The 26,336-nt window shown below is 60.3% G+C and carries 24 protein-coding genes; 18 read left to right on the top strand and 6 right to left on the bottom strand.

The genetic code is table 11. The features are described 5' to 3' along the window. Positions 1-6 precede the first annotated feature (6 nt). Positions 7-1,014 carry a YecA family protein gene (locus tag BN1135_RS00640; protein ID WP_213391073.1) on the top strand — a complete coding sequence of 336 codons (1,008 nt, stop codon included), beginning with the start codon at positions 7-9 and terminating at the stop codon, positions 1,012-1,014. A gap of 10 nt (positions 1,015-1,024) precedes the next feature. Then, the gene (locus BN1135_RS00635) at positions 1,025-2,143 is read left to right on the top strand and encodes a hypothetical protein (protein ID WP_042018054.1); all 1,119 of its coding nucleotides are present in this window, start codon (positions 1,025-1,027) and stop codon (positions 2,141-2,143) included. A gap of 255 nt (positions 2,144-2,398) precedes the next feature. Here BN1135_RS00635 and BN1135_RS00630 read toward each other — a convergent pair whose 3' ends face one another. Beyond that, complete coding sequence (locus BN1135_RS00630; RefSeq protein ID WP_042018053.1) at positions 2,399-3,262, bottom strand: YicC/YloC family endoribonuclease; 864 nt, start codon at positions 3,260-3,262, stop codon at positions 2,399-2,401. Positions 3,263-3,409: 147 nt separating this feature from the next. On the opposite strand from BN1135_RS00630, the gene rph reads away from it, so the two are divergent. From rph to BN1135_RS00585, 9 genes are all read left to right on the top strand, one after another. Then, positions 3,410-4,126 carry a ribonuclease PH gene (gene rph / locus BN1135_RS00625; protein ID WP_042018052.1) on the top strand — a complete coding sequence of 239 codons (717 nt, stop codon included), beginning with the start codon at positions 3,410-3,412 and terminating at the stop codon, positions 4,124-4,126. Between the two features lie 75 nt (positions 4,127-4,201). Next, the gene (gene pyrE / locus BN1135_RS00620) at positions 4,202-4,855 is read left to right on the top strand and encodes an orotate phosphoribosyltransferase (RefSeq protein WP_042018051.1); all 654 of its coding nucleotides are present in this window, start codon (positions 4,202-4,204) and stop codon (positions 4,853-4,855) included. A gap of 179 nt (positions 4,856-5,034) precedes the next feature. Next, entirely contained in the window at positions 5,035-7,464 is a 2,430-nt protein-coding gene (locus BN1135_RS00615) for a heavy metal translocating P-type ATPase (RefSeq protein WP_042018050.1), read from the top strand. Next, positions 7,465-7,854: a Cu(I)-responsive transcriptional regulator gene (cueR, locus tag BN1135_RS00610; protein WP_042018049.1), complete on the top strand. Its 390-nt coding sequence runs from the start codon at positions 7,465-7,467 to the stop codon at positions 7,852-7,854. A gap of 125 nt (positions 7,855-7,979) precedes the next feature. Continuing rightward, a complete protein-coding gene (locus tag BN1135_RS00605) occupies positions 7,980-9,134 on the top strand; it encodes a GGDEF domain-containing protein (RefSeq protein ID WP_042018048.1) in 1,155 nt (384 codons plus the stop codon). Between the two features lie 30 nt (positions 9,135-9,164). Further along, a complete protein-coding gene (locus tag BN1135_RS00600) occupies positions 9,165-9,428 on the top strand; it encodes a YihD family protein (protein WP_033135400.1) in 264 nt (87 codons plus the stop codon). 155 nt (positions 9,429-9,583) lie between these two features. Then, positions 9,584-11,035 carry a cytochrome c oxidase accessory protein CcoG gene (gene ccoG, locus BN1135_RS00595; RefSeq protein ID WP_042018047.1) on the top strand — a complete coding sequence of 484 codons (1,452 nt, stop codon included), beginning with the start codon at positions 9,584-9,586 and terminating at the stop codon, positions 11,033-11,035. A 93-nt stretch (positions 11,036-11,128) separates the two neighbouring features. Continuing rightward, positions 11,129-12,118, top strand: coding sequence for a serine/threonine protein kinase (locus BN1135_RS00590; protein ID WP_042018046.1), 990 nt, complete (start codon positions 11,129-11,131; stop codon positions 12,116-12,118). Positions 12,119-12,255: 137 nt separating this feature from the next. Continuing rightward, the gene (locus BN1135_RS00585) at positions 12,256-12,861 is read left to right on the top strand and encodes a thiol:disulfide interchange protein DsbA/DsbL (protein ID WP_042018045.1); all 606 of its coding nucleotides are present in this window, start codon (positions 12,256-12,258) and stop codon (positions 12,859-12,861) included. Positions 12,862-12,932: 71 nt separating this feature from the next. Here BN1135_RS00585 and pncB read toward each other — a convergent pair whose 3' ends face one another. Continuing rightward, positions 12,933-14,111: a nicotinate phosphoribosyltransferase gene (gene pncB / locus BN1135_RS00580; RefSeq protein WP_042018044.1), complete on the bottom strand. Its 1,179-nt coding sequence runs from the start codon at positions 14,109-14,111 to the stop codon at positions 12,933-12,935. 101 nt (positions 14,112-14,212) lie between these two features. After that, positions 14,213-14,848, bottom strand: coding sequence for a nicotinamidase (locus tag BN1135_RS00575; protein WP_042018043.1), 636 nt, complete (start codon positions 14,846-14,848; stop codon positions 14,213-14,215). Between the two features lie 74 nt (positions 14,849-14,922). Here BN1135_RS00575 and BN1135_RS00570 point away from each other — a divergent pair, with 74 nt between their 5' ends. Continuing rightward, complete coding sequence (locus BN1135_RS00570; RefSeq protein ID WP_042018042.1) at positions 14,923-15,573, top strand: NUDIX hydrolase; 651 nt, start codon at positions 14,923-14,925, stop codon at positions 15,571-15,573. Then, positions 15,570-16,082, top strand: coding sequence for a 2-thiouracil desulfurase family protein (locus BN1135_RS21280; protein WP_071287641.1), 513 nt, complete (start codon positions 15,570-15,572; stop codon positions 16,080-16,082). The genes BN1135_RS00570 and BN1135_RS21280 overlap by 4 nt, the downstream gene beginning before the upstream one ends. Here the strand turns inward: BN1135_RS21280 and BN1135_RS00565 are convergent. From BN1135_RS00565 to BN1135_RS00555, 3 genes are all read right to left on the bottom strand, one after another. Further along, complete coding sequence (locus BN1135_RS00565; RefSeq protein WP_042018040.1) at positions 15,998-16,972, bottom strand: acyltransferase; 975 nt, start codon at positions 16,970-16,972, stop codon at positions 15,998-16,000. The genes BN1135_RS21280 and BN1135_RS00565 overlap by 85 nt on opposite strands. Positions 16,973-16,978: 6 nt before the next feature. Then, positions 16,979-17,878, bottom strand: coding sequence for an acyltransferase (locus BN1135_RS00560; protein WP_042018039.1), 900 nt, complete (start codon positions 17,876-17,878; stop codon positions 16,979-16,981). Between the two features lie 136 nt (positions 17,879-18,014). Further along, a complete protein-coding gene (locus BN1135_RS00555; RefSeq protein WP_042018038.1) occupies positions 18,015-19,529 on the bottom strand; it encodes a YifB family Mg chelatase-like AAA ATPase in 1,515 nt (504 codons plus the stop codon). A 384-nt stretch (positions 19,530-19,913) separates the two neighbouring features. Between BN1135_RS00555 and ilvG the strand changes: the two genes are divergently transcribed. From ilvG to ilvA, 5 genes are all read left to right on the top strand, one after another. After that, the gene (gene ilvG, locus BN1135_RS00550) at positions 19,914-21,560 is read left to right on the top strand and encodes an acetolactate synthase 2 catalytic subunit (RefSeq protein ID WP_042018037.1); all 1,647 of its coding nucleotides are present in this window, start codon (positions 19,914-19,916) and stop codon (positions 21,558-21,560) included. After that, on the top strand, positions 21,557-21,835 hold the full coding sequence (ilvM, locus tag BN1135_RS00545) for an acetolactate synthase 2 small subunit (RefSeq protein WP_005342011.1): 279 nt from the start codon (positions 21,557-21,559) through the stop codon (positions 21,833-21,835). The genes ilvG and ilvM overlap by 4 nt, the downstream gene beginning before the upstream one ends. Positions 21,836-21,847: 12 nt before the next feature. Next, positions 21,848-22,792, top strand: coding sequence for a branched-chain amino acid transaminase (locus BN1135_RS00540; protein ID WP_042018036.1), 945 nt, complete (start codon positions 21,848-21,850; stop codon positions 22,790-22,792). A 144-nt stretch (positions 22,793-22,936) separates the two neighbouring features. Beyond that, the gene (ilvD, locus tag BN1135_RS00535) at positions 22,937-24,778 is read left to right on the top strand and encodes a dihydroxy-acid dehydratase (protein ID WP_042018034.1); all 1,842 of its coding nucleotides are present in this window, start codon (positions 22,937-22,939) and stop codon (positions 24,776-24,778) included. 3 nt (positions 24,779-24,781) lie between these two features. Further along, positions 24,782-26,302, top strand: coding sequence for a threonine ammonia-lyase, biosynthetic (gene ilvA / locus BN1135_RS00530; RefSeq protein WP_042018033.1), 1,521 nt, complete (start codon positions 24,782-24,784; stop codon positions 26,300-26,302). The last annotated feature ends 34 nt before the right edge of the window (positions 26,303-26,336 follow it).

Here is a 26,336-nt window from a genome sequence, read left to right as displayed (position 1 = left end):
GCATTGATGATGAAACTCAGTGGTAACGATCCTTGCCTCTGTGGCAGCGGTAAAAAATTTAAACGTTGTTGTATGACCCGCGAGGGCAAGCTGCATGCCGACGTGCAGGATGAAGTCGCCGCCATGTTGGCCATGACCCCAAATTTGAGCCTGGCTGAACTCAATGTGGCGTTACAGCACAAAATGGCGGATCGTAATAATCAACCGCATCCCGATTTTTGTGGGGTGACGCCAACCCAAATGGCCAATTGGCTTTATGCCCCGTTCGATCAATTACAGTGGCTCACCATCAGCACGCCAGACAATCTTTCTGCCAGCCCGGTGATGCGCTATTTAGGCCTCATGCTTGATGAGGCCATGGCGCAATCCGGGTCATTCAACGCCACCAGCAAAGGCAACTTGCCGACCAAATTAGTCAAACAGGCCTGTGCGTTATTGCCGGAGTTTGCCGTGGCGCAATGCGGTTCTGACCTCGGTATCTGTGAGTTTGCGGGCAATAACGAAGACAAATTCAATGCCCTGCACTACACCAGAGTGTTAGCCGAACTCAGTGGGATTATTTATCGCCGTAGCGGTCGCTATCATGTGAAAAAAGCAGCGCAAAAGCAGTATCAGGCGGCAGGGATACAAGCCTTTTTTAAACCTATGCTAGCGGCTGCCGTCAGCCAATATAACTGGGCGTATTTTGACCAACATCCATTCGATGTCGATGTGCGTATATTTTGGGTGTTTATGCTGTGGCGCCTGCAACACCACCACAGTGCTGCCGAGTTGGTGCAAGACGTTATAACGGCGTTCCCCGATGTGCTCTTGGCCATCCCTCCCGACCATTACTTTTCACCGGAACAAACCTTATCCATGATCATCGAATCACGGTTTATTGAACGATTTTTACAATACTGGGGATTTGTGACGATTGAGCCGAAGCGTTATATCAACGCTGAACCGGTCGCCAGAAGGGTTCATATCCAGCCTTTGTTACAGCAAACCTTTCAATTCACCCTTAACCGATAGCAAGGTCATCGTGAGCGAATATCAATACTACAAATTTGAGCGTGTGGACGGGCAGTTAGCCCCTCACGCCCGCCAGGCACTCAGAGCCATTTCAAGTCGAGCCGAGATTACCGCGACCGCTTTTCAGGTCTATTATACCTACAGTGACTTGAAGGCCGATCCTGCTGAGCTGATGTTAAAATATTTCGACATCGGTTTTTACTATGCCAATTGGGGTTCCATTGATGCTTATATCAAGCTGCCTGCCGGCACGATCCCCGATACGTTACTAGGCGTTTCGCTCGATGGCCTTCATGTAGATGAGCGCGATGAATGGCAATTGCTGACTTTTTCCATCGAAGAGTATGGCGAATATTTTGACGATGAACATGCTGACGACTTTTTCCAGCATTTAGCCGCTTTGCGCAGTGCCTTACTTCAGGGTGATTGGCGTCTTATCTATTTTATGTGGCTGAAAGAGTGCGAATTTAATGAAGAAGTTGACGGGGTACCTTTAATTCATTTCGCTTTTGAGCACCTCAGTGAGGAGGTGCAGGCTTTTGCCACCCTTTATCATATTCCCTTGGCTTGGGTTAACGCACTGGCGATGGTGCTGAAGGCACAACCCTGTCACCCAGCCAAACAGGCCGAGTTGCAGTTTGACGGCTGGTTCCATCAGCTCACTGACGGGGAGAAACAGACGCTATTAAGCACGCTGTTTGAACAAGGCCAGTTAACCCGTCACCAAGCCTTGGCGATGACGCGAAAAGACTCGGCCAACCAGGACCAAGCCTATCACTATTGGTTAACTCCCGACGTGATCACTCCTTACGTTGAACAAGCGCAACGCCTATTACAGCAAGCGCAAGCCGACGCGCGCGCAAAGAAAATGGCGCTTGAAAAAGCGGAAAAAGAAAAAGTATTGACGGATATCTACCATCAGCGCGAACACGCCTGGCAGCAAGCACAAGAACAGGCGGATCGCACATGCGCCAGTGGCTACGATGCGGCATCACGCTATGTGCATCAGTTATGGGAAGCCTATCAGTGCAAAGGCGATAGCCCCGCGTTTGCCCAGCGCTTTAAGCGATTTGTGGTGGCGAATAACAGCCGTAAAGCGCTGTTAACCCGACTGAAAGATCTCCTGTAGGCGGGTATCCGGTTACGCAACATGAGCCTGCGTTGTTGAGTTATGTTTCCGGCCGCCATGGTGTTCGCCTCAACATGACCCTTTGCGGCGAACGGGGAGCCATCATCGCCGAACAAAACAAGCTGGCGCGGCATGTCGGTTGTCACTGACATCGGCCCATCTATGTGGTCGGGAGAATGAAAAAAGCCCGGTATCTACCCTGCGATTCACAAGGTAATACGGGGCTTTCAAGAGCTGCTTGGGCGGGTGAAAAAATTATTCGATGTTTTGAATTTGTTCGCGCATCTGCTCGATGAGAACCTTCAGCTCGACGGCGGACTGGGTCACTTCAGCATTGATCGACTTGGAGCCCAAGGTGTTCGACTCACGGTTGAACTCCTGCATCATGAAGTCAAGGCGACGGCCACAGGCGCCACCTTTCTTCATGATTTTGATGGTTTCGCTGATGTGCATCTCCAGACGATCCAGCTCTTCGGCCACGTCGATCTTCTGGGCCAGCATCACGATCTCCTGCTCGATGCGAGCCGGATCCAGCTCCACCTTGGCTTCGGCCAGACGGTCGGTGAGCTTCTGGCGCTGCCATTCGATGATCTGCGGCAGGTGGACGCGCACCTTCTTCACTTCCACCTGAATGCCATCCAGACGCTGCTGGATCAGGTTCTTGAGGTTGGCACCCTCGCTGGCGCGGGAAGCAAGGAAATCTTCCATGGTCTGGTCAAAACCGCCGAGCAGCTCGGTGGCGACCGCATCCATGTCCTGTTCGGCGGCGGCCATGACACCCGGCCAGCGCAGTACGTCGACCGGGTTGAGCTGGCCCTGGCCTGCTTCTTTCATTACCCAGTTGGCGCTGTCGATGATCAGTTTGGCCAGATCTTCATTGATGTGCAGCTGGCTGGCTGCGGCTTGTGCGGCTTCGAAACGCAGGTTGCACTCCACCTTGCCGCGCTGCAGCTTGGCGCGGAAACGCTCACGCAGTACCGGCTCCAGGCTGCGCAGTTGCTCCGGCAGGCGAATGTAGGTTTCCAGATAGCGCTGGTTGACCGAACGAATTTCCCAAACGGCTGTGCCCCAGTCGCCCTTGAATTCCTTGCGGGCGTAGGCGGTCATGCTGTGAATCATTGATTGTTCCGGGCTTGATGAAGTGTGCGGCCAGTATACTCAGCCCGGCCCTGCTCGTCAGCCGATGCCGTGGTTTTAGCGGCTGATATTTGGGACCTAATGACTTATACTCCTTCGCCAATTTGAGCCAGCCCAGAGGTCCGTTCCATGTCACGTCCAAGCGATCGCAGTGCCGCGCAACTTCGCCCGGTTACCATTACCCGCAATTTCACCAAACATGCAGAAGGCTCAGTGCTGGTGGAGTTCGGTAACACTCGCGTGCTTTGCACCGCCAGCGTCGACACCAGCGTTCCGCGATTCCTGAAAGGCAAGGGTCAGGGTTGGGTCACTGCCGAATACGGCATGCTGCCGCGTTCCACTCACTCCCGGATGAACCGCGAAGCGGCTTCTGGCAAGCAGAGCGGTCGTACCCTGGAGATCTCCCGTCTGATCGCCCGCTCCCTGCGTGCTGCGGTAGACCTCACTGCGCTGGGTGAGCACTCTATCACTGTGGACTGTGACGTGCTGCAAGCAGATGGTGGCACTCGTACTGCTGCGATTACCGGTGCCTGTGTGGCGCTGGTGGATGCGCTGAACTGGATGGTGGCACAGGGCAAACTGAAGCAGAGCCCGCTCAAGCAGATGATCGCCGCCGTTTCTGTCGGCATGTATCAGGGCGAAGCCATCTGCGATCTGGAGTACATCGAAGACTCCGCCGCCGAGACCGACATGAACGTAGTGATGACCGAAGATGGTCGGATCATCGAGGTGCAGGGCACCGCGGAGGCCGAGCCCTTCACCCATGAGGAGCTGCTGGCGATGCTGGGGCTCGCCAAGGACGGCATTGCCGAGATCATTGCGCTGCAGAAGCAGTCACTCTCCTGATTTTAAAAACGCGGCATTGACCGCGTTTTTTTATACCCCCACACAAGTAAACGACAAGCCAAGCAAGGAGCCAGAATGAAAGCCTACCAGCGTCAATTTATCGAGTTCGCCCTGGAGAAACAGGTCCTCAAATTCGGTGAATTCACCCTGAAATCCGGTCGTAAAAGCCCCTACTTCTTCAACGCCGGTCTGTTCAACAGCGGCCGCGATCTGGCCCGCCTCGGCCGCTTCTATGCTGCCGCCCTGATGGATGCTGGCATCGAGTTCGATGTGCTGTTTGGCCCGGCCTACAAGGGGATCCCCATCGCCTCCGCTACCGCAGTGCAGCTGGTAGAGCAACATGATGTGGATGTGCCCTGGTGCTTCAACCGCAAGGAGGCCAAGGATCACGGCGAAGGCGGCAATCTGGTGGGCAGCCCGCTCAAGGGGCGCATCATGCTGGTGGACGACGTCATCACCGCCGGGACCGCCATCCGTGAATCCATGGATCTGATCCAGGCCAACGGCGCCTCGCTGGCGGGGGTGCTGATCGCGCTGGATCGTCAGGAGAAGGGCAAGGGTGAGCTCTCCGCCATTCAGGAAGTGGAGCGTGACTACGGCGCCCACATCATCGCCATCATCCAGATGAGCGACCTGATCCAGTATCTGGAAGAGAAGCAGGCCGAGCAGCCGGAGCTGGCGGCGCAACTGGTGGCGATGAAGGCTTACCGCGCCCAGTACGGTATCTGAGTTCCGCTCACACCGCGCAATAGCTGAATGCGGCGCCCGTTTGCTCTCTGGCAGCAAACGGGCGCCGTTTTTTTCATCTGCAAAAAGTGGATCATGTGGCTTGAGCTTGCCCTTACAGTAAAGGTTAGGGTTTGCCGGTCGGCGTTTTGTGGTGCCGACGGGTTCCGGGGAGGAACGGCATGACGACTCAACAGCAACACCCCATTCATCTGCAATTGCCACTGAGTGGCATGAGCTGTGCCAACTGCGCAGGCCGCATCGCGGCCAGCCTCAACAAACTCGACGGGGTATCGGCCACCGTCAACTTCGCGCTGGAGCAGGCAGCCATCGATCTGGCCAGCCCTGACCGTCTACCAGTGGTACTCGACAGCATCAAGAGTCAGGGTTACGACTACGGCCGCGAAACGCTGTCTTTCCAGATCAGCGGCATGACCTGCGCAGGCTGTTCGGCGCGACTGAACAAGATGCTGGCAGCACTGCCCGGCGTGATCTCCGCCGAGGTTAACTTCTCCATCGAGCAGGCCCGCATCGTGTTGGTGCCGGGGGCCCAGAGCCCCGCAGCCTTGCGCGAGCAGATCGAGGCGCTCGGCTTTGGCGCCAAACTGGCGCAGGGCTCGGCCAGCGGCCGCCGCCAGCAGTTGCTGGAGCGGGAAGCGCAGGAGGCCACCAGTGCCCGTCAGGCGCAGACCCGGGTCATCGCCTCGGCTTTGCTGACGTTGCCGCTGCTGGTGGGGATGCTGGCCATGGCCGGGTTGTTCCCCTGGCATCTTCCTGCCTGGTTGGAGCTGCTGCTCGCCACCCCGGTGCAGTTCTGGATCGGCGCCCGCTTCTACCGCGGCGCCTGGCTTGCCCTCAAGAACCGCGCAGCCAACATGGATGTGCTGGTGGCGACCGGCACCAGTGCGGCCTACTTCTATAGCCTCTATCTGCTGCTGACGCTGGGGATGGCCGCCAGCGGCAAGCTCTATTTCGAGGCGAGCGCCATCATCATTACCCTGATTTCCCTCGGGAAGTTGCTGGAAGCACGGGCCAGACGCAGCACCCAGTCCGCCATTCGCGAACTGATGGCGCTGCGGCCGGAAACCGCCACCGTCTGGCGTGGCGATACGTGGCAGAGCGTCGCCATCGACGAGGTGCTGCGCGGCGATCGGCTGCGGGTGCTGGTGGGCGAGCGGGTGCCGGTGGATGGCAGGATAGTGAGCGGCGCCAGCGAGCTGGACGAGTCGATCCTCACCGGCGAGAGCCTGCCGGTGCCGCGCAGTGTGGACGACAAGGTGCTGGGCGGTGCCATCAATCGCTCCGGCGTGCTGGAGATCGAGGCCACGACTGTGGGGGAGGAGTCCAGCCTCAGCAAGATTATCGCGCTGGTGGAGAGTGCCCAGATGGGCAAGGCGCCGCTGCAACAGCTGGTGGACAAGGTCTCCGCCGTGTTCGTGCCAGTGGTGATGGCTATCGCCCTGTTTACCCTGCTGGTGTGGAACGCCATCAGCAACGATTTCGGTCAGGCGCTGCTGGCAGCGGTGGCGGTGCTGGTGATCGCCTGTCCCTGCGCCCTCGGGTTGGCGACCCCGGCGGCCATCGTGACCGGCACCGGGGTGGCGGCGCGTCACGGCATCCTGATCAAGGATGTGGATACCCTGCAGAAGGCCCATGCCATCAAGGCGTTGATCTTCGACAAGACCGGCACCCTGACGCAGGGTCGGCCGGTGCTGGCCAGCTGGAGCGGCAACGACGAGCAACTGCGCCTCGCCGCCGCCCTGCAACAGGCGAGCGAACACCCGCTGGCGCTGGCGATGCGCGAGGCGGTCGGCAAAGAGGCGGCACTGCCTCAGCCGGAGGCGGTCGAGGTGCGGGTTGGCGCCGGTATTGTCGGTCAGGTGGCGGGCCACAGAGTCGCCATCGGTAATGGAGTCCTGCTGGCCCAGCTCGGCATTGATCAGCCGCAACAGGACGCACAACCTGCCGATGGGGCAACCCGGGTCTGGGTCGCCATCGACGGCGTGATGGCAGGCATCGCCGCGCTGGCCGATACCTTGCGCCCCGAGAGTGCGGAAGCCATCGCCACCCTGCGCCAGCGCGGCATCGCCAGCTGGCTGGTGAGTGGCGATGCGCCAGCGCCGGTGGCTTACATCGCTGCCCAGCTGGGGTTGGACGGGGCGTTTGACTCCGTGCTGCCGGTCGGCAAGGTGGAAAAGGTCGAGGCGCTGCGGGCGCAAACCCGCGGGCTGGTGGCCATGGTGGGGGACGGGGTGAACGACGCCCCGGCGCTGGCGGCGGCGGATGTCGGCATCGCCATGGGCTCTGGCTCCGATGTAGCGATGGAGACCGCCTCCATCACGCTGATGCGATCTGACCCGCGGCTGGTGGCCGATGCGATCGACATCTCGGCGGCCACCTGGCGCACCATCCAGCAGAATCTGTTCTGGGCCTTCGTATTCAACATCATCGGCATTCCGCTGGCGGCACTGGGCTATCTCAGCCCCGAGCTGGCGGGGGCGGCCATGGCCCTGAGCAGCATCACGGTTTTAAGCAATTCCCTGTTATTGAAACGCTGGCAGCCCAGAGCGGTGCACGGGCCAGCATCCAACCCGATCAGTAAGGAGGCATAAATGAACATCAGCAAGGTTGCCAAGGCCACGGGGCTGACCGCCAAGACCATCCGTTACTACGAGAGTATCGGCCTCATCAAGGCGCCAGTGCGCAGCGACAACGGCTATCGCAGCTATACCGAGGGCTCGCTGCGGGAGCTGCGCTTCGTCAAGCGGGCGCGGGAGACCGGCTTTAATCTGGAGGAGTGTCAGGAGCTACTGGCACTCTATCGCAACGAGCATCGCACCAGCGCTCAGGTGAAGAAGCTGGCACAGGAGAAGATCGTCGATCTGCGGGCCCGAATCAGCGGTCTGCAGGCAATGCTCAGCTCGCTGGAAGGGTTGGTCTGTTGCTGCCATGGGGACGACAATCCGGAATGCCCCATTCTCGACGAGCTGGAGAAGGGCTGAACAAAGACTTGCTAGCCAGCTGAGGGACCCCCCCTTTGATGAGTGACTTCTTAATAAACGGCGCTTTATTGTTGCCTGTCAGGGGCTGATGGTAGACTGCTCGGCTCTTGTACGGGAGTACTCAGTTGACCCAGAGTGTGACACGCCAGGTTAAGCAGGCCATCATGGCCCAGCTCTATACCCACGCATCCTTCAGTCTCCCCTGCTTGGGGGTGTTGGCATTGGGTTGGAGTCTGCTGTTTCATGACTATCTGCCCGCCAGTGAAGCACTTGGCTGGTTAGCAGGGACTTGCCTGTGGCTGCTTGGCCGGGGCTGGCACTTGCGCTGGCGGCAATCCCGCCTGCACCAGACGCCGCTACCGGTGCTGGAGCGCGAGCTCTTTATCGGCGTCACCATCACCTCCATCATCTGGGCCCTCGGGGTACTGCTCTACATGGACAAGCTGCCCGATACCTACCGGGCCGCGATGTTAATGCTCTCCAGCCTCCTTCTTACCGGCAGTGCCATCATGCTGTTTGGTAGCCGTCGTACCCTCTATGGCGCCACCCTGCCGCTGGGGGTAGCCATGCTGTTCGAGTTGGGCAATGGCAACGAGCAGGAGCGGATCGTCTCCTGCATGCTGGCGGGTTATCTGTTCGTTTTTTTGCCAACCCTGTTGCGGAGGATGCGGCGGGATCAGATCGCCTCGCTCCATCACCGTTTTTCCAACGCCGAGCTGGCGGCCGAATTGAAGGTGGTCTCCGAGCATCTGCGCCTTACCTCTCGTCTCGATGGCTTGACCGGCATCGCCAATCGCGCCCACCTCGATGACTGTCTGGAGCTGACCTGGCGTCGCTGCCATCGGGCCAAGGTGCCTTTGTCACTGGTGCTGCTGGATGTGGATTACTTCAAGCAGTTCAATGACCATTATGGCCATCAAGCGGGCGATGACTGTCTGCAGCAGGTGGCCGCCTTGCTGGCCGAGGTGGAGCGGCGGGAGGACGATCTGGCGGCCCGTTACGGTGGTGAGGAGTTCGCTCTGTTGCTGCCCTGTACCGGCATGCAGGGGGCGTTGCAGGTGGCGGATCATGTGCGGCAGGCGCTCAAGGAGCTTGATATTCCTCATCAGAAGTCGCTGGTCTCCGGTCGGGTCACATGTAGTTTTGGTGTTGCCACACTGATACCGGATAACAGCATGAAAATCGCCGATTTGATCCAGAAAGCGGATGCGGCCCTCTATCAGGCCAAGCATAATGGGCGGGATCGAATCGAAGTAGCCTTGATGGGTAAGGTTGCCTGAGTTTAACGTGACAGATTAAAGAGGTTGTCTATGCAATGTCATCGTATCGAAGAGCTGCTGGAGTTGTTGCAGCCTGCCTGGATCAAGGAACAGGATCTCAGCCTGGTGCAGTTTGTAGCCAAACTGGCCAACGAAGCGGGATTTGAAGGTCCTCTGTCCGAGCTGACCGACGACATGCTGATCTATCACCTCAAGATGCGGGAATCCGACAAGCAGGCGATGATCCCCGGTCTGGCCAAGGATCATGTGCCCGATTTCAAAGAGGCACTGCTGAAGGCTCGCGGAATCAAGTGAATCTTTAGTGGAAGCGCATCACCTTGGGGTGATGCGCTTTTTTGTTGCTGAAAATTGCGATCAAACGCCAATGTTAGATACATCTAACCCACACAATTAGCATGCTGTTTAAGATATAATCCGCTCCATAACAAATAAGGGAGCGATGTCTTGCAATGGCCGACCACGAAAAAATCGATATCAAGGACGTTACCGACAAGGGCGTAACCGGGACCTACAATCCCAACACGTTCAAAGCCAGCGACGACAGATTCAACCCTGGCAACCGTATCTATGTGCGGGCCCAGACCGGAACATGGCAGCGGGTGCGCAAGGCCATGGGCTGGTTTTTCGTTGCCTTCTTTGTGCTGCTGCCCTGGCTGCGTTATGACGGCCGCCAGGCGGTGCTGTTCGATCTTGGCCATCAGCAGTTCCATATCTTTGGCGCCACCATCTGGCCGCAGGATCTGACCCTGCTCGCCTGGCTCTTCATGATTGCAGCCTTCGCCCTCTTCTTTGTGACCACCTTCCTCGGCCGGGTCTGGTGCGGCTATCTCTGCCCGCAGACGGTGTGGACCTTCATGTTCATCTGGTTTGAAGAGAAGCTGGAAGGGCCCGCCAACAAGCGGCGCAAGCTGGATGCCGGACCCTGGTCGGCAGAGAAGCTGGCCCGCAAGGGGGTCAAGCATCTGGCCTGGCTGGTCATCTCGCTGGTAACCGGTCTGACCTTCGTCGCCTATTTCCAGGATGTCACTGAACTGGTGCCGGACTTCTTCACCCTGCAGGCCAGCGGATGGGTGCTGTTCTGGGTGCTCTTCTTTACCATCATCACCTACGGCAACGCAGGCTGGATGCGCGCCATCATGTGCATCCATATGTGCCCCTACGCCCGTTTCCAGTCCGCCATGTTCGACAAAGACACCTTCATCGTCGGGTATGACACCAAGCGTGGCGAGACCCGCGGTGCCCGCTCCCGCAAGGCTGACCACAAGGCGCTGGGGCTGGGTGACTGTATCGACTGCGACCTCTGCGTGCAGGTCTGCCCGACCGGCATCGATATCCGCGATGGCCTGCAGTACGAGTGCATCAACTGCGGCGCTTGCGTCGATGCCTGCGACCAGACCATGGAGCGGATGGGCTACCCGAAAGGGCTCATCAGCTACACCACAGAGCACAAGCTGGCCCACGACTCCACCCATGTGGCACGGCCCAAGTTGATTGGCTACGGGCTGGTGATGGCGGTGATGCTGGGGGTGTTTGTCTACAACGCCATGTCCATCATGCCGATGGGGCTCGATATCCTGCGGGATCGCAACCAGCTATTCCGTGAGAACAGCGAGGGGCTGATCGAGAACACTTATACCCTCAAGATCCTCAACAAGACCCTGCAACCCCAGACCTACCAGCTGGATGTGGAGGGCTTGCCCGAGTATCAGTGGTTCGGCCCACGCCAAGTGACTCTGAAGGCGGGCGAGATCTACACCCTGCCGGTCAGTCTGGCGGTTGACCCCTACAACCTGAAACGACCGACTCTGGACATCAAGTTTGTGCTGAAACGGGAAGGGGCGGCGCCTGATGACAGCAAGGGCAACCTGCGTCAGGGCAGCAAGTTTATCAGCCGGTTGTAACTACAGCTTGCGGATAGAGATTAGATGAGGAGGCCAACGGCGGTATTCGTTGGCTATCTCGGATAGAATGGGGCGCAACGGCGCCCCTTTCTTATGGTGGATGACATGCGTTTCAACTATTCCGATCTCACACCCGACCTCATCATGGACGCGCTCGATCTCAGCGGTCTGCGGCTCGACTCCGGCCTAATCGAACTCAACAGCTACGAAAACCGGGTCTACCAGTTTCAGGATGAGGAGCGTCGCCGCTATGTGGTGAAGTTCTACCGTCCTGGTCGCTGGAGCCGGGCCCAGATCCTCGAAGAGCATGAGTATGCTGCCCGGCTCTGTGATGCGGAGATCCCGGTGGCCGCCCCGATCGCCTTCGCGGGCGAAACCCTGCTGGAGCATCAGGGCTATCCGTTCGCCATCTGGCAGAGCGTCGGTGGTCGCCAGTTTGAGGTGGATAACCTCGATCAGCTGGAGTGGGTGGGGCGCTATCTTGGCCGCATCCATCAGATTGGTGCCAGCAAGCCGTTTCATCACCGTGTTCGGCTTGACGTCGAGAGCATGCTGCACGAACCGCGTCAGCTGCTGGCGTCTGGCGAGTGGCTGCCGAGTGGGCTGGCCAAGCAATTTTTCGGGGTGCTCGATGAGCTGATCAAACACGTTTGCGATGCCATGACCCTGGATGTGGCGCAGATCTCGCTGCATGGTGACTGCCACCCGGGCAACATTCTGTGGCGCGACGGCCCCATGTTTGTCGATCTCGATGACTGCCGTACCGGCCCGGCCATTCAGGATCTCTGGATGATGCTGAGCGGCGAGCGCCACGAGCAGCAGATCCAGCTCGATACCCTGCTGGCAGGCTACGAGGAGTTCATGGAGTTTGATTCGCGGGAATTGGCGCTGATTGAGCCGCTGCGGGCGATGCGGATCGTCCACTACATGGCATGGCTGGCGCGACGCTGGGAAGACCCTGCTTTCCCCCGTCACTTCCCCTGGTTCAATACCGATCACTACTGGCGCCAGCAGATTGCGACCCTGCATGATCAGCTGGCGGCACTGAAGGCGCCACCTTTGAGCCTGATGCCAAACTGGTGAAATTGAAGGGATCTTGCGTGGCAAGCGTGACTCGATCTCTGGCCCTGACCATTGACGTCAGCATGGCGAAACAATAGGCTTGGCACTGCTTCGGTTCGCCGGGCGTGCCTCACAGTGATCCCTTAACAGGAAACATCATGAAAAAAGTTTTATTTTTCCTCGCAGCCATGCTGATGGTCCCCATGGTTCACGCCGCCCCCGAATTCAAGGAAGGCGTTAACTACGATGTGGTCAAGCAGACTGCCTCTGCGAAGCCTGAAGTGATGGAGTTTTTCTCTTACTTCTGCCCGCATTGCGCGACGTTTGAACCCATCGTTGAGCAACTGCAGGCTGGTTTGCCAAAAGATGTGCCCCTCAAGAAGAACCCGGTGAACTTCATGGGTGGCGAGATGGGGCCAGAGATGCAGCGTGCCTACGCGGTTGCCACTTTGCTCAATGCAGAGAGCAAGGTCACTCCCGCCATCTTTAGCAAGATGCAACAGCGCCAGTATCCGACCAGCCGTGACGATGTGAAGAAAATCTTTGTCGACAACGGTGTTCCGGCCGAGGAGTTTGACGGTGCCGTCGACAGCTTCGCGGTTTCCGGCATGGTCTCCCAGTTCGATCGCAACATGCAGAGCTACAACATTCGTGGTGTGCCTGCGTTTCTGGTGAACGGCAAGTACATGGTGAAGATTGAATCCATCACCTCTCAAGAGCAGTTCAACAAACTGGTGCAGTTCCTGCTGACCAAGAAAGACTGATATCTCCCTTGAGTCGATAAAAAAGCCCGCCGGTGCGAACCGGCGGGCTTTTTGTTTTCTGGCAGTCTGAATCAAACCCCGACGTGGAACGCCTGCTTGAGGTTACGGATAAACTCCGCATCCCGGCACAGGGTCTTGCCCGGGCTGTCGGAGATCTTGGCGACCGGGCCGCCGTTGCACTCCATCAGCTTGAAGACGATGTTCATCGGGCTGACACCGGGCAGATCGCAGGTGAGCTTGGTGCCGATACCGAAACTGGTATTGATGCGGCCGCGGAAGTGACGCAGCAGCTGTACTGCTTTGTCGAGATTGAGGCCATCGGAGAAGACCAGGGTCTTGTCGGTGGGGTCGATACCGAGGCGCTGGTAGTGGCTAATGGCCTTCTCACCCCACACCACGGGATCGCCAGAGTCATGGCGCAGCCCCTGATAGCGGCTGGCCAGCTCGAAATCGAAATCACGCAGGAAGGCATCCATGGTGATGCAGTCGGTCAGGGCGATGCCAAGATGGTCGGTGAACTCATCCAGCCAGCTGGTGAGGGCGGCACGCTGGCTGTGCTCCAGCGGGAAACCGAGCTGCTGGTGCGCCTGGAACCACTCGTGGGCCTGAGTGCCCACGGCGGATAACTGGTACTTCTGGGCCAGCAGGTAGTTGCTGGTGCCGCGAAACGCTGGCAGCCGCTCCTTGAGCCGGCCTACCACCGCATCTTGCACCCCATGGGAGAAGCGGCGGCGGGTGCCAAAATCGATGAGGTTGAACTCGCTCATCTCTTCCGGACTCAGTTCCCGCTCCAGCTTGTCGAGCTTCTGGTCGAGTCGATCCAGCGCATGGCTGACACCAAACTGGGGGTAGCGGAAGCGGTTACGCATCTCGCTGATGATAGCGAGCACCGGGATCTCCCACAGGATCACATCCTGCCAGGCCCCTTCGACTCGCACATTGATGCGGCCATCCTGCTCGAACACCTTGAGCAGGGAGGCATCGAGCGGCTTGCGGCGCAGGTGGTCGAGGTAGTCCGGGGTGAAGAAGGGGCGTTCGGCCAGAAAATCGAGCTCGGGTTTGGTCAGTCGCAGGGAGCCAGCGAGGCGCAGTTGCTCCTCGATCTGCCCCATCATAGGCAGCAGGTCCTCTTCATTGCGGCTGTGGAATTCGGCCACCACCTCGGCATCCGGATAGCGATGGAACACCGCCTGCTGCATATGCAGCTTGTAGGCATCGGTGTCGAGCAGGCTGGTGAGGATTGGGGGCATATCAGGCTCCTCGCAGACTGGTGAGCACGATGGAGCTCCCCTGCCGCATATGTAACGTGCAGGCATCGGTGTCGAGCAGGCTGGTTAGTATGGGTGGCATATCAGGCGTCCAGCAGGCGTTGTACATCGATCAGGGTCTGAGCCAGTTCGGCGCCAGCCTCGATCATCTGGGTGTGGGCGCTGGCGACCGTCGCGGGAGCGATGCCACGGCAGGCATCGAGATGGACGATCACCCTGAAACCGGCGCGGCGCAGTTGCAGCACGCTGGTTTTGACACAGTAGTCGGTGGCGAGGCCGCCGACCAGTACGGTGTCGACCTTGCGGGCTTGCAGGAATTCGATGAGTCCGGTGCTGCGCCGTTCGGCCAGGTCGTGGAAGCAGGTGCCGTAGGGATGCAGATCCGGCTCGACCCCCTTCCAGACGAAGAAGTCATAGTCGATGGGGGCGGGCAGGCCGTCGAGCAGTTCGAAGCCCTTGCTGCCCGGCACGCAGTGCACCGGCCAGGTGAGGTCGGCGTTGGGCAGATCCAGCGGCAGCAGCATGCCAGAGGGGTCACTGACGGCCCAGTCGGCATTGGCAGGGTGAGCGTCTTTGCTGCCGATCCGCAGCGTGGCGAGGGTGGCCTGAGCGTTGAGCGCGGCCACAATATCATCACCGCCCGCGACGGGCAGTTCGTTCGGGCAGAGAGGGGTAAAGCCCTTCTGCGCATCAATATCCAGGCTGGCGACGGTTCCCATGATTGGCTCCTGCACATACTATTCGTGTGATATTATCTACCAAACATTAATGGAAGGCGAGCAGGGCGATCGGCATGCTGAGAATGAGTCTGGATATGGTGGTGCTGCGGTTGCATGACGAGCGGCTCGAGCTGCTGCTCGAGACCCGTGATCGCCCCCCCTTTGCCCACAGTTGGCAGCTACCCGGCTTGCGCATCGACGAGGCACTGGATCGGGATCTGGATGCCGCCCAGCGCCGCCTGCTGGTGGAGTGGGGGCTTGGTCACTGCTACAGCGAGCAGGTCTGCACCCTCGGCAATCTGGAGCGGGATCCCCGCGGCTGGTCCACGACCTTGGTCTATCTCTGTCTGGTGGATCCGGAAGTGGCAGCGATCCACGGTTGCTGGCATCCGCTCTCCAACCTGCCGGGGCTGAGCCTCGCCTTCGACCATGTCCAGCTCATCGCCAAGGGGCTGGAGCGGCTGCGGATCAAGAGCCGCTACAGCACCTTGCCGCTGCAACTGCTGGGGCCCGAGTTCACCCTCTCCGAGGTGCAGCGCGCCTTCGAAATCATCCTGCAAACCCCCATGAACACGGCGGCGTTTCGCAAGCGGATCCATCGTGCCGACATTCTGGTGGATACCGGTCGCAAGCGTACCGGCAAACAGCGTCCCGCCATCCTCTACCGGCTGGAGAGTCCTTGCTGCGTGATGTTCGATCAGGTGATGCACGGGGTGGAAGCGTGAGTATCAATCCCGTTCGGGTGCTGGTGAGTGCCTGTTTGCTCGGTCAGCCAGTGCGTTACGATGGCCAGAGCAAGGGGATTGTCAGCGACTGGCTGAGTGAACTGGGTGCCGAAGGGCGGGCGCTGGCGTTTTGTCCCGAAGTCGCTGGCGGTTTGCCGACCCCGCGCCCTCCTGCCGAGCGGCAGGGCGAGCGCGTAGTGACGGCGAGCGGGCTGGATGTGACTGAAGAGTTTGATCGCGGCGCCGAGCTGGCCCTCGCGCTCTGTCAGGCGCAGGGCATTCGCTTCGCACTGCTGAAAGAGGGGAGCCCCTCATGTGGCAGCGGCCGTATCTATAACGGCCGCTTTGAAGGGGTCTCTGTGACGGGCGAGGGCAAGACCACCGCCCTGCTGCGCCGCCACGGGATTGCGGTTTTTTCCGAAGATCAGTTGGCCGAGTTGGCTTCGGCGCTCTCTTTGGATGCCTCTTTGCTGGATATCTCTTCGGCAGCAATCGGCAGCGGCGCCTGACCGCGCTGCCACCCCTCCAGCACCTCGTCCTTCTCCTGCCAGCGCTGGTTTAGCCACTCCTGAAAACCCCGCTTGAACTGCTTGTCATTGAAGTAGTCGCCAACCAGCGCCTCATCCACCGGCAGCTCCTCAATTCGCACCTGAATGCGCTTTACCCGTCCCATCAGGAAGTCCTTGAACGGGGTCTCGGCGTTGTCCGGATAGCGGATGGTGACGTTGATCAGGCTGTCAAACTGCTCCCCCATGGCCGCCAGGGTGAAGGCCAGCCCCGCCGCCTTGGGCGGCATCAGATGGCGGTAGCGGGAGCGGGAAGCGTCCCGTTTCTGCTCGGTGAAGCGGGTCCCTTCCACGAAGTTGATGACGGTGGTGGGAATGTGGCGAAACTTCTCGCAGGCATTGCGGGTGGTCTCGATATCCTTGCCGCGCAGGTGCGGGTTGCGCAGCAAGAATTCCCGTGAATAGCGGCGCATAAAGGGCATGTCGAGCCCCCAGCAGGCGAGCCCCAGCAGCGGAATGTAGATCAGCTCGTGCTTCATAAAGAACTTGGGCACCGGCAGTCGATCCCGGAACAGATGACCCAGTACAACGATATCGGTCCAGCTCATGTGGTTGCTGATGATCAGATACCAGCCATCCTTGCGCAGTCGGGTGTTGTCCTCCACCTGCCAGTCGATGCGCATCGTGAGACGGATCACCAGAGCGTTGCAGGCCAGCCACAGGCGCATGAAGCGGTTGTTGAGTCGACTGCAGGCACGGCCAAACGCCGGAACAGGCAGCAGCAGCTTGGCCAGCGACACCAGCAGGATCAGGCTGGCGCACAAGGCGGTGAAAAGGATGGTCAGGCCCGCGCTGATGATCAGCACCAGCGGGCCGGGAAGCAGGGATAGCATGGATGTTTACTGCGCCTTGGTTGCCAGCAGTTGGCTCAGGGTCTGGTCCTTCTCGTGCCAGATCCCGTTCAACCACTGTTGAAACTCTTGTTGGAACTCGGGGTCATTGAAGTAATCCCCCACCAGCTTGCGGTCGATCGGCAAATAGCGGACCTGAACCTTGATTTGGCCGACCCGGCCGCACATGAAGTCCCAGTAGCTGGGAATGCCGTCCGGATAGGCGATGGTGACATCCACCAGTTGCTGCAACTGGTCACCCATGGCCGCCAGTGTGAAGGCAATGCCCCCCGCTTTCGGGAGCAGCAAGTGGCGATAGGGCGAGCCCTGCTTCTGATGCTTGCTGCCGGTGAAACGGGTGCCTTCGACAAAGTTCATCACACTCACCGGAATGTGGCGGAATTTGGCACAGGCCTGGCGCGTTGTTTCTATGTCTTTTCCCTTCAGATGTGGCTTTTTTTCCAGAAATTTACGGGAATATCGTCGCATGAAGGGGAAGTCGAGCGCCCACCATGCCAGCCCGAGAAAAGGTACCCAAATCAGCTCTTTCTTGAGGAAAAACTTCAGGAAGGGGATTTTTTGGTTAAAAACCCGCTGCAATACCAGTATGTCGACCCAGGATTGATGGTTGGCAATCACCATATACCACTCATTCCGGTGCCCTTTGTCCACTCCGACCACCTCGAAAGGGGTCTGGATGATGATTTTCTGGATCAGATTGTTGAAACCGATCCAGCAGCTGGCACAGCCATCCAGCAGGGTGTTGCAGAGGGTTCGCCACCCCTTGAACGGTAGCGGCAGCTTGAGCAAACCCAGCAAGAAGATGGGGACAAACCAGAAGAGGGTATTGAAAAAATAGAGCAGGGTGGAGAGGCTGCCGCGCAGTCGCTCTGTCAGCTTGTTGGGCATGAGTAAGGGTCCGTCTTGCTGTCGATAAAGGGCCATCAAGTGGTCAGATCTGTGGCCATAATATCAGCCGACGGCGCGCTAGACCATGCAGAGGGCGTTTGGCAGCAGGAAACCCTCGTTTCGCCATCTTGCAGATTCAGCCGTTACGTAGCCGCGACAGCAGCCGATCCATGGCGCGATAACCGAGCGCCTCGATAAGATGCTCCTTGCCGATGGCCGGTTGCCCCGCCAGATCGGCGATGGTGCGCGACACCCGCAAAATGCGGTGCCAGGCTCGGATGCTGAGCCCCAGCTTCTGGATCGCATTTTCCAAAAATTCGGCATCTTGCGGTGATAGTCGGCAAATATCCTCTATCTCGCGACTATCCAGCAGATTGTTGAGTTTGCCATTGCGGCCGAGCATGCGCTCCCGCGCCGCCAGCACCCGATCGCGGATCTGCTGGCTCGACTCCCCCCGCTCCGCCTTGCCGGTCAGGCTCCCCTTGGGCAGCAGCGGTACCTCTACTGTGAGGTCGAAGCGATCGAGAAAGGGGCCGGAGAGTTTGCCGAGGTAGCGCAGGATCTGATCCGGGCTGGAGCGGGTCTGGCCATCGCCATAGTGACCGCAGGGGCTGGGGTTCATGGCGCCGATCAGCTGGAAGCGGGCGGGAAAATCCACCTGACGGGCGGCCCGACTGATGGTGATGTGGCCGGTCTCCAGCGGCTCGCGCAGGGAGTCGAGTACCTTGCGCTCGAATTCGGGCAGCTCGTCGAGAAACAGCACGCCGTTATGGGCCAACGAAATTTCGCCGGGGCGCGGGTGGCTGCCACCGCCAACCAGCGCTACAGCCGAGGCGCTGTGGTGGGGTGTGCGATAGGGTCTGTGATGCCAGCGTCCGGCCCGCGGGGTCAGGCCACCGATGGAGTGGATGGCTGCGGTCTGCTGCGCTTCCTGTTCACTCAAGGGCGGCAGAATGCCGGGCAGACGGCTGGCCAGCATGCTCTTGCCGGTGCCGGGCGGGCCGATGAACAGCAGGTTGTGGCTGCCAGCGGCGGCGATCTCCAGCGCCCGCTTGGCCTGTGACTGGCCGATCACATCCTGCAGATCTGGCACATCGGGCAGGCTCTCCGCGCTTTGTGGGTCCGGCAGCGGCAGCTCGTACTGGCCTGCCAGCCAGGCGGTGACGGCCAGCAACTGGTGGGCGGTGCGCACCTCGGCATCCTGAATAAGCGAGGCCTCGGGGCCGTTCTCCCGCGGCACCAGCAGGGTGCGTCCCGCATCGCGGCAGGCCAATACGGCGGGCAGCACCCCGAGCACAGGACGGATCTCGCCGGTCAGGGCCAACTCCCCTAAAAATTCGTGATCGAGCAGGTATTTTGCCGGTATCTGCTTGGAAGCGGCGAGAATTCCGATGGCGATGGCCAGATCGAAACGGCCGCCCTCCTTGGGCAGATCGGCGGGCGCCAGATTGACTGTGATGTGTTTGCTCGGGAATTCGAAATTGCCGTTGAGCAGGGCGCTGCGCACCCGATCCCGCGACTCTTTCACCGAGGTTTCCGGCAGGCCGACCATGTTGAAGGCGGGCAGTCCGTTGGAGAGATGAACTTCCACTGTAACTTGCGGGGCCGCGATCCCGAGGCTGGCACGGCTATAAACCACAGCTAATGACATAAATCCCGTCCTTGAGTTGATATATGTTCTGACTAACTGCTTATTGTTGGTTTTTTATTCCAGAGTTCCGGCTGAGGAATAGCCAAAATCAGTGGGTTGTCACAGAAAAAAGGCTTGCCCAATAAAAATCACCGTGCTAGTTCTAATAGCCATTCGCGGTGCAAACCGCCCCAATTTCACAGGATTTCCGGTTGTAACTATGAACATGGCCTCCCGTTTCGTCAGCATTATTGTGGTCCTAGTGGTGATTATTATCTCACCGCTCGGGGCTCGTTTAGCTGCACGGAACAAGGGATAGACCCACCACCGGACAGAACGAAACAAGCGACCCCCGAGCCTCACAGCTCGGGGGTTTTTTTTCGACCAAAGGACAGGATTCTCCACATGAACGGCGCGCAGTTTTTGGTACAGGCTCTCAAGAAACAGGGTGTGACCCAGGTGTTTGGTTACCCGGGCGGGGCCATCATGCCGGTCTACGATGCCCTGTATGACGGCGGTCTGGCCCATCAGCTCTGCCGCCACGAGCAGGGCGCTGCCATGGCGGCGGTGGGTTATGCCCGCGCCTCCGGTCAGGTGGGGGTCTGTATTGCCACCTCCGGCCCCGGCGCCACCAATCTGGTGACCGGTCTGGCGGAGGCGCTGCTCGACTCGGTGCCGCTGGTGGCCATCAGCGGTCAGGTGCCCTGTTCCGCCATCGGCACCGATGCGTTTCAGGAGGTCGACGTGCTCGGCATGTCCCTCTCCTGCACCAAGCACTCCTTCATGGTGACCGATGCCGCCGATCTGGGGCGGGTGCTAGCAGAAGCCTTCGCCATCGCTACCGAAGGGCGCCCCGGACCTGTGCTGATCGATTTTCCCAAGGATGTGCAACTTGCTGCAGTGCCGCCCCAGAGCCCGCTGTTTGCGGTGGAAGAGCCGGAGGCGCTCAACCCCTCGGAGTTGACCGCAGCCCGCACCCTGCTGGCCGCCGCCGAGCGCCCGGTGCTCTACGTCGGCGGCGGGGTGGGCATGGCTAACGCCGAGCAGCAGCTGCGCGACTTTGCCGCCGTCACCGGCATGCCTGCGGTTACCACCCTCAAGGGGATTGGCGCGCTCGACCCCGACAGCCCCGTTTATCTCGGCATGCTCGGCATGCACGGCACCAAGGCGGCCAACTATGCGGTGCAGCAGTGCGACTTGCTGCTGGTAGTGGGCGCCCGTTTCGATGATCGGGTGACCGGCAAGCTGGAGGAGTTTGCCCCCGAGGCCAAGGTCATCCATCTTGATGTGGACGCTGCCGAGTTCGGCAAGCGCCGCGCTGCCGAGGTGGGTATCACCACGGATCTCAAGCGGGTGTTGCCCGCCCTTGCCATGTCCCTCTCCATCGACCCCTGGCGTGATCACTGCTCCGCCATGGCCCGCGAATATGCGTTTCGCTACGACCACCCGGGGCAGGCCATTTACGCCCCGGCCCTGCTCAAGCAGCTTTCTGCCCAGCTGCCGGAGAGCAGCGTGGTCGCCTGCGACGTGGGTCAGCACCAGATGTGGGTTGCTCAGCACATGCGTTTTACCAGCCCGCGCAACCACCTCTCCAGCGCCGGTCTCGGCACCATGGGCTTCGGTCTGCCCGCTGCCATCGGCGCCAAGATGTCGCGCCCGGAGGATGAAGTGGTGCTGGTGAGCGGTGATGGCTCTTTCATGATGAATGTGCAGGAGCTCGGCACCATCCGCCGCGCCCAGCTCAAGGTGAAGATGGTGCTGCTGGATAACCAGCGTCTCGGCATGGTGCGCCAGTGGCAGGAGCTGTTCTTCGACGGCCGCTACAGCGAGACCATCCTCTCCGACAACCCCGATTTCGTCGCCCTGGCTGCCGCTTTCGGCATTCCGGGCGAGACCATCACATGCAAGGAGCAGATAGCCGGTGCCCTCGACCGCCTGCTGAAGAGCGAGAGCGCCTATCTGCTGCATGTGGCTATTTCAGAGGAAGAAAACGTCTGGCCCCTGGTTCCGCCGGGAGTCGCCAACCACAAGATGATGGAGCAACGCCCATGAACCCGCACACCCTTGCCCAGCCCGCATTTGCACAACACACCCTGCATATCCACGCCCAGCCCAGACCCGAAGTGATGGAGCGGGTGCTGCGGGTGGTGCGTCACCGCGGTTTCAATCTCTGCGCCCTTAATATGGAGCAGGATTGCCAACAGCTGCGGATCACGGTTACTGTCGAGTCGGTGCGTCCCATCCAGCAGTTGTGGAGCCAGCTGGTGAAGCTGGTGGACGTCTCCCGGGTCGATGCACTGGAACAGCAACCCCGGATCAGAGCTTAAGGAGCCAAGCCAATGTCACAGCCTTCCCAATCCACCACTCACCCCCAATACATCTGGTTCAACGGCAAACTGGTGCCCTGGCAGGATGCTCAGGTGCACGTGATGAGCCACGCCCTGCACTACGGCTCCTCGGTGTTTGAGGGTGTGCGCGCCTACGACACCCCCAAGGGTACCTGCATCTTCCGTCTGCAGGAGCACACCCGCCGCCTGTTCGATTCTGCCAAGATCTACTGGATGGACGTCCCCTACAGCGAGGCTGAAGTGAATGAAGCCTGCCGCACCGTGGTGCGCGAGAACGGCCTGAAGAGCGGCTACCTGCGCCCGCTGGCCTTTGTCGGCAACGTGGGGCTGGGGCTGCATCCGCCGCTGGATGCCAAGGCTGACCTGATGGTGGCCGCGCTGCCGTGGGGCGCCTATCTGGGGGAAGAGGGGCTGAAAAACGGGGTGGATGTGTGCGTCACCTCCTGGAACCGGCTCGCGCCCAACACCATTCCCACCGGTGCCAAGGCGGGTGGCAACTATTTGTCATCCCAGCTGATCAGCCGCGAAGCCAAACGCAACGGCTATGCCGAAGGGCTGGCACTGGATGTGAACGGCTACCTGAGCGAAGGGGCGGGGGAGAACCTGTTCCTGGTGAAGAACGGTGTGCTGTTCACCCCGCCTGCCACCGCCGCCATCCTGCCGGGCATCACCCGTGACACCATCATGACGCTGGCGCGTGACTTGGGTTACGAGGTGCGCGAGCAGGCGCTGCCCCGTGAGGCGCTCTATGTGGCAGACGAAATCTTCATGACTGGCACCGCCGCCGAGGTGACGCCGGTGCGCTCCGTTGATCGGATGAAGGTGGGCGCTGGCAGCCGTGGCCCGGTGACCGAGCAGTTGCAGAACGCCTTCTTCGGCCTGTTTAACGGCCAGACCGAGGACAAGTGGGGCTGGCTGACGCCCGTCAACGACTGATGAGAGAGGGGAGGCGCCATGCCTCCTCGAGTCGCTTCCGGTGAGGGCTGCCCAGTAGAGCCTTCACCAGGATAGATTCCGATCCACTTTTATCATCATCGAATAATGCAGCGAGCCCACATGGGCAATCAGGGAGTAGAGACAATGCCGAAGTTGAGATCCGCCACCACCACCCACGGACGTAACATGGCCGGGGCCCGCGCCCTGTGGCGTGCCACCGGAATGACCGATCAGGATTTCGGCAAACCCATTATCGCCGTGGTCAACTCCTTCACCCAGTTCGTGCCGGGTCACGTCCACCTCAAGGATCTGGGCCAGCTGGTGGCGCGGGAGATCGAAGCCGCGGGCGGCGTTGCCAAGGAGTTCAACACCATCGCCGTGGATGACGGTATCGCCATGGGCCACGGCGGCATGCTTTATTCCCTGCCATCGCGGGAGCTGATCGCCGACTCGGTGGAGTACATGGTCAACGCCCACTGCGCCGACGCCATGGTCTGCATCTCCAACTGCGACAAGATCACCCCGGGGATGCTGATGGCGGCCCTGCGCATCAACATCCCGGTCATTTTCGTCTCCGGCGGCCCGATGGAAGCGGGCAAGACCAAGCTGTCGGATCAGATCATCAAGCTAGATCTGGTGGATGCCATGATCCAGGGCGCCGACCCCAAGGTCTCCGATGCCCAGAGCGATCAGATCGAGCGCAGCGCCTGCCCCACCTGCGGCTCCTGCTCCGGCATGTTTACCGCCAACTCCATGAACTGTCTGACCGAGGCGCTCGGTCTCTCCCAGCCAGGCAACGGCTCCATGCTGGCGACCCACAGCGACCGCGAGCAGCTGTTCAAGCTGGCGGGTCAGCGCATCGTGACGCTGGCCAAGCGCTGGTATGAGCAGGATGACGAGACCGCCCTGCCGCGCAATATCGCCACCAAGGCGGCGTTCGAGAACGCCATGGCGCTCGACATAGCCATGGGCGGCTCCACCAATACCGTGCTGCACCTGCTGGCGGCGGCGCAGGAGGCCGGGGTCGACTTCACCATGGCCGATATCGACCGCATGTCCCGCAAGGTGCCACAGCTCTGCAAGGTGGCGCCCTCCACCCAGAAGTACCATATGGAAGATGTGCACCGCGCCGGCGGCGTGGTAGCGATTCTGGGTCAGCTGGAAAAAGCGGGTCTGGTGCATGGCGATACCCGTACCGTGCTGGGTTGCTCCCTCGTCGAACAGCTCAATGAATATGATGTCAGCCGCCAGCCGAGTCAGGAGGTAGTGGACTTCTACCGCGCCGGGCCAGCCGGTATTCGCACCACCAAGGCCTTCAGTCAGGATTGCCGCTGGCCGGAGCTGGATCTGGACCGCGCCGAGGGCTGCATCCGCTCGCTGGAGCACGCTTACAGCCTGGAAGGGGGCCTTGCGGTACTTTCCGGCAATCTGGCGCTTGATGGTGCCATCGTCAAGACCGCCGGGGTGGATGACGAGAACCTCACCTTCCGCGGCCCGGCCCGAGTGTTCGAGAGTCAGGACACCGCGGTCGCTGGCATTCTGGACGGCACCGTCAAGGCCGGTGAAGTGGTGGTGATCCGCTACGAAGGGCCGAAAGGGGGCCCAGGTATGCAGGAGATGCTCTACCCCACTACCTATCTGAAATCTATGGGATTGGGCAAGCAGTGCGCCTTGATCACCGATGGCCGCTTCTCCGGTGGTACCTCGGGTCTCTCCATCGGCCACGTCTCGCCGGAGGCTGCCTCCGGCGGCACCATAGGTCTGGTGGAGGATGGCGACATCATCAACATCAACATCCCGGCCCGCAGCATGGTGCTGGAGGTGGCTGACAGCGTGCTGGCTGCCCGCCGTGTTGCCGTGGAAGCCCGTGGCTGGAAGCCGCTCGATCGTCAGCGTCAGGTCTCCTTTGCCCTGCGCGCTTACGCCATGCTCGCCACCAGCGCTGACAAGGGCGCTGTGCGTGACCGCAGCAAGTTGGAGGAGTAAACCATGGTCTCTGCGGCTGATTATCTGCGCAAGGTGTTGCTCTCCCCCGTCTATGAGGCGGCGCGGGTGACACCATTGCAGACCCTTAAAAAATTGTCCGAGCGGCTCGGCAACCATGTCAGTTTGAAGCGGGAGGATCTGCAACCGGTCCACTCCTTCAAGCTGCGCGGTGCCTATCACAAGATCGCCACCCTGACCCAGGAGCAGAAGGATCACGGCGTCATCGCCGCCTCTGCGGGTAACCACGCGCAAGGGGTCGCCCTGTCTGCCGCCAAGCTCGGTATCAAGGCGATCATTGTGATGCCCAAGACCACGCCGGACATCAAGATCGACGCGGTGCGCCGTCAGGGCGGTAACGTCATGCTGTTTGGCAACAGCTTCGACGAGGCCTATGCCGAGAGCCGCCGCCTTGCCGAGCTGGAGGGTTACACCCTGATCCCGCCGTTTGATGACGTCGAGGTGATCGCTGGGCAGGGCACCATCGGCAAGGAGCTGCTGGATCAGGACATCCACCTCACCCATGTCTTCGTGCCGGTAGGTGGCGGCGGTCTGGCCGCCGGGGTGGCGGTCTACATCAAGCAGCTGCTGCCGGATGTGAAGGTGATCGGGGTGGAGGCGGAGGGGTCTGCCTGTCTCAAGGCTGCCATGGCGGCGGGCGAGCCGGTCAATCTGGAGCGGGTCTCGCTGTTTGCCGACGGGGTGGCGGTCAGGCGCATCGGCGAGGAGACCTTCCGCCTGTGCAACCAGTATCTGGACGAGGTGGTGACCGTCTCCAACGATCAGATCTGCGCCGCGCTGAAAGATATCTTCGACGACTGCCGCGCCATCGCCGAGCCGTCGGGAGCGCTGTCGCTGGCCGGCCTCAAGGCCTACAGCGAGCGGGCGCAGGTGAAGGGCGGGCGGATGGCGGCCATTCTGTCGGGTGCCAACGTCAACTTCCACAGCCTGCGTTATGTGTCGGAGCGCTGCGAGATTGGCGAGAAGCGCGAAGGCATGCTGGCGGTGACCATTCCCGAGCGCAAAGGGGCCTTCCTCGACTTCTGCCGTCAGCTCGGCCCGCGCATGGTGACCGAGTTCAACTACCGCTACGCCGATGCGGTGCAGGCCTCGCTGTTCGTTTCGGTGCGCCTCACCGGCGGTGACGAGGAGCTCGGCCAGATCATCGATCAGCTCGGCGGTAACGGCTATCCGGTGGTCAATATGACCGAGAGCGAGCTGGCCAAGAACCACGTGCGCTACATGATTGGCGGCCGCCCGGCCCGGCCTTTGGGCGAGCGTCTCTACAGCTTCAAGTTTCCGGAGCAGCCGGGTGCCCTGATGCGCTTTCTCGAGACCCTCGGCTGTCGCTGGAACATCAGTCTGTTCCACTACCGCAACCATGGCGCCGACTACGGCCGGGTGCTCTGTGCCTTCGAGCTGCCGGACGAGGACGTTGTCGCCTTCCACGACTACCTGCGGGAGATTGGCTACCGTTGGAAAGAGGTGAGTGACGACCCCGCCTACCGGCTGTTTCTGGCCAGTTGATGGCGCGATGAAGAGAGAGGGAGGCGTTGGCCTC

The organism is Aeromonas sobria (assembly GCF_000820145.1).
GTDB classification, from domain to species: domain Bacteria; phylum Pseudomonadota; class Gammaproteobacteria; order Enterobacterales; family Aeromonadaceae; genus Aeromonas; species Aeromonas sobria.
This window is presented reverse-complemented; position numbering and strand designations above follow the sequence as displayed.

Coding starts and splice junctions, on each gene's coding strand:
- BN1135_RS00640 (WP_213391073.1), top strand. CDS start 7: ATGATGAAACTCAGTGGTAACGATCCTTGCCTCTGTGGCAGCGGTAAA.
- BN1135_RS00630 (WP_042018053.1), bottom strand. CDS start 3,262: ATGATTCACAGCATGACCGCCTACGCCCGCAAGGAATTCAAGGGCGAC.
- rph (WP_042018052.1), top strand. CDS start 3,410: ATGTCACGTCCAAGCGATCGCAGTGCCGCGCAACTTCGCCCGGTTACC.
- pyrE (WP_042018051.1), top strand. CDS start 4,202: ATGAAAGCCTACCAGCGTCAATTTATCGAGTTCGCCCTGGAGAAACAG.
- BN1135_RS00615 (WP_042018050.1), top strand. CDS start 5,035: ATGACGACTCAACAGCAACACCCCATTCATCTGCAATTGCCACTGAGT.
- cueR (WP_042018049.1), top strand. CDS start 7,465: ATGAACATCAGCAAGGTTGCCAAGGCCACGGGGCTGACCGCCAAGACC.
- BN1135_RS00600 (WP_033135400.1), top strand. CDS start 9,165: ATGCAATGTCATCGTATCGAAGAGCTGCTGGAGTTGTTGCAGCCTGCC.
- ccoG (WP_042018047.1), top strand. CDS start 9,584: ATGGCCGACCACGAAAAAATCGATATCAAGGACGTTACCGACAAGGGC.
- BN1135_RS00590 (WP_042018046.1), top strand. CDS start 11,129: ATGGTGGATGACATGCGTTTCAACTATTCCGATCTCACACCCGACCTC.
- BN1135_RS00585 (WP_042018045.1), top strand. CDS start 12,256: ATGAAAAAAGTTTTATTTTTCCTCGCAGCCATGCTGATGGTCCCCATG.
- pncB (WP_042018044.1), bottom strand. CDS start 14,111: ATGCCCCCAATCCTCACCAGCCTGCTCGACACCGATGCCTACAAGCTG.
- BN1135_RS00575 (WP_042018043.1), bottom strand. CDS start 14,848: ATGGGAACCGTCGCCAGCCTGGATATTGATGCGCAGAAGGGCTTTACC.
- BN1135_RS00570 (WP_042018042.1), top strand. CDS start 14,923: ATGCTGAGAATGAGTCTGGATATGGTGGTGCTGCGGTTGCATGACGAG.
- BN1135_RS00565 (WP_042018040.1), bottom strand. CDS start 16,972: ATGCTATCCCTGCTTCCCGGCCCGCTGGTGCTGATCATCAGCGCGGGC.
- BN1135_RS00560 (WP_042018039.1), bottom strand. CDS start 17,878: ATGCCCAACAAGCTGACAGAGCGACTGCGCGGCAGCCTCTCCACCCTG.
- BN1135_RS00555 (WP_042018038.1), bottom strand. CDS start 19,529: ATGTCATTAGCTGTGGTTTATAGCCGTGCCAGCCTCGGGATCGCGGCC.
- ilvG (WP_042018037.1), top strand. CDS start 19,914: ATGAACGGCGCGCAGTTTTTGGTACAGGCTCTCAAGAAACAGGGTGTG.
- ilvM (WP_005342011.1), top strand. CDS start 21,557: ATGAACCCGCACACCCTTGCCCAGCCCGCATTTGCACAACACACCCTG.
- BN1135_RS00540 (WP_042018036.1), top strand. CDS start 21,848: ATGTCACAGCCTTCCCAATCCACCACTCACCCCCAATACATCTGGTTC.
- ilvD (WP_042018034.1), top strand. CDS start 22,937: ATGCCGAAGTTGAGATCCGCCACCACCACCCACGGACGTAACATGGCC.
- ilvA (WP_042018033.1), top strand. CDS start 24,782: ATGGTCTCTGCGGCTGATTATCTGCGCAAGGTGTTGCTCTCCCCCGTC.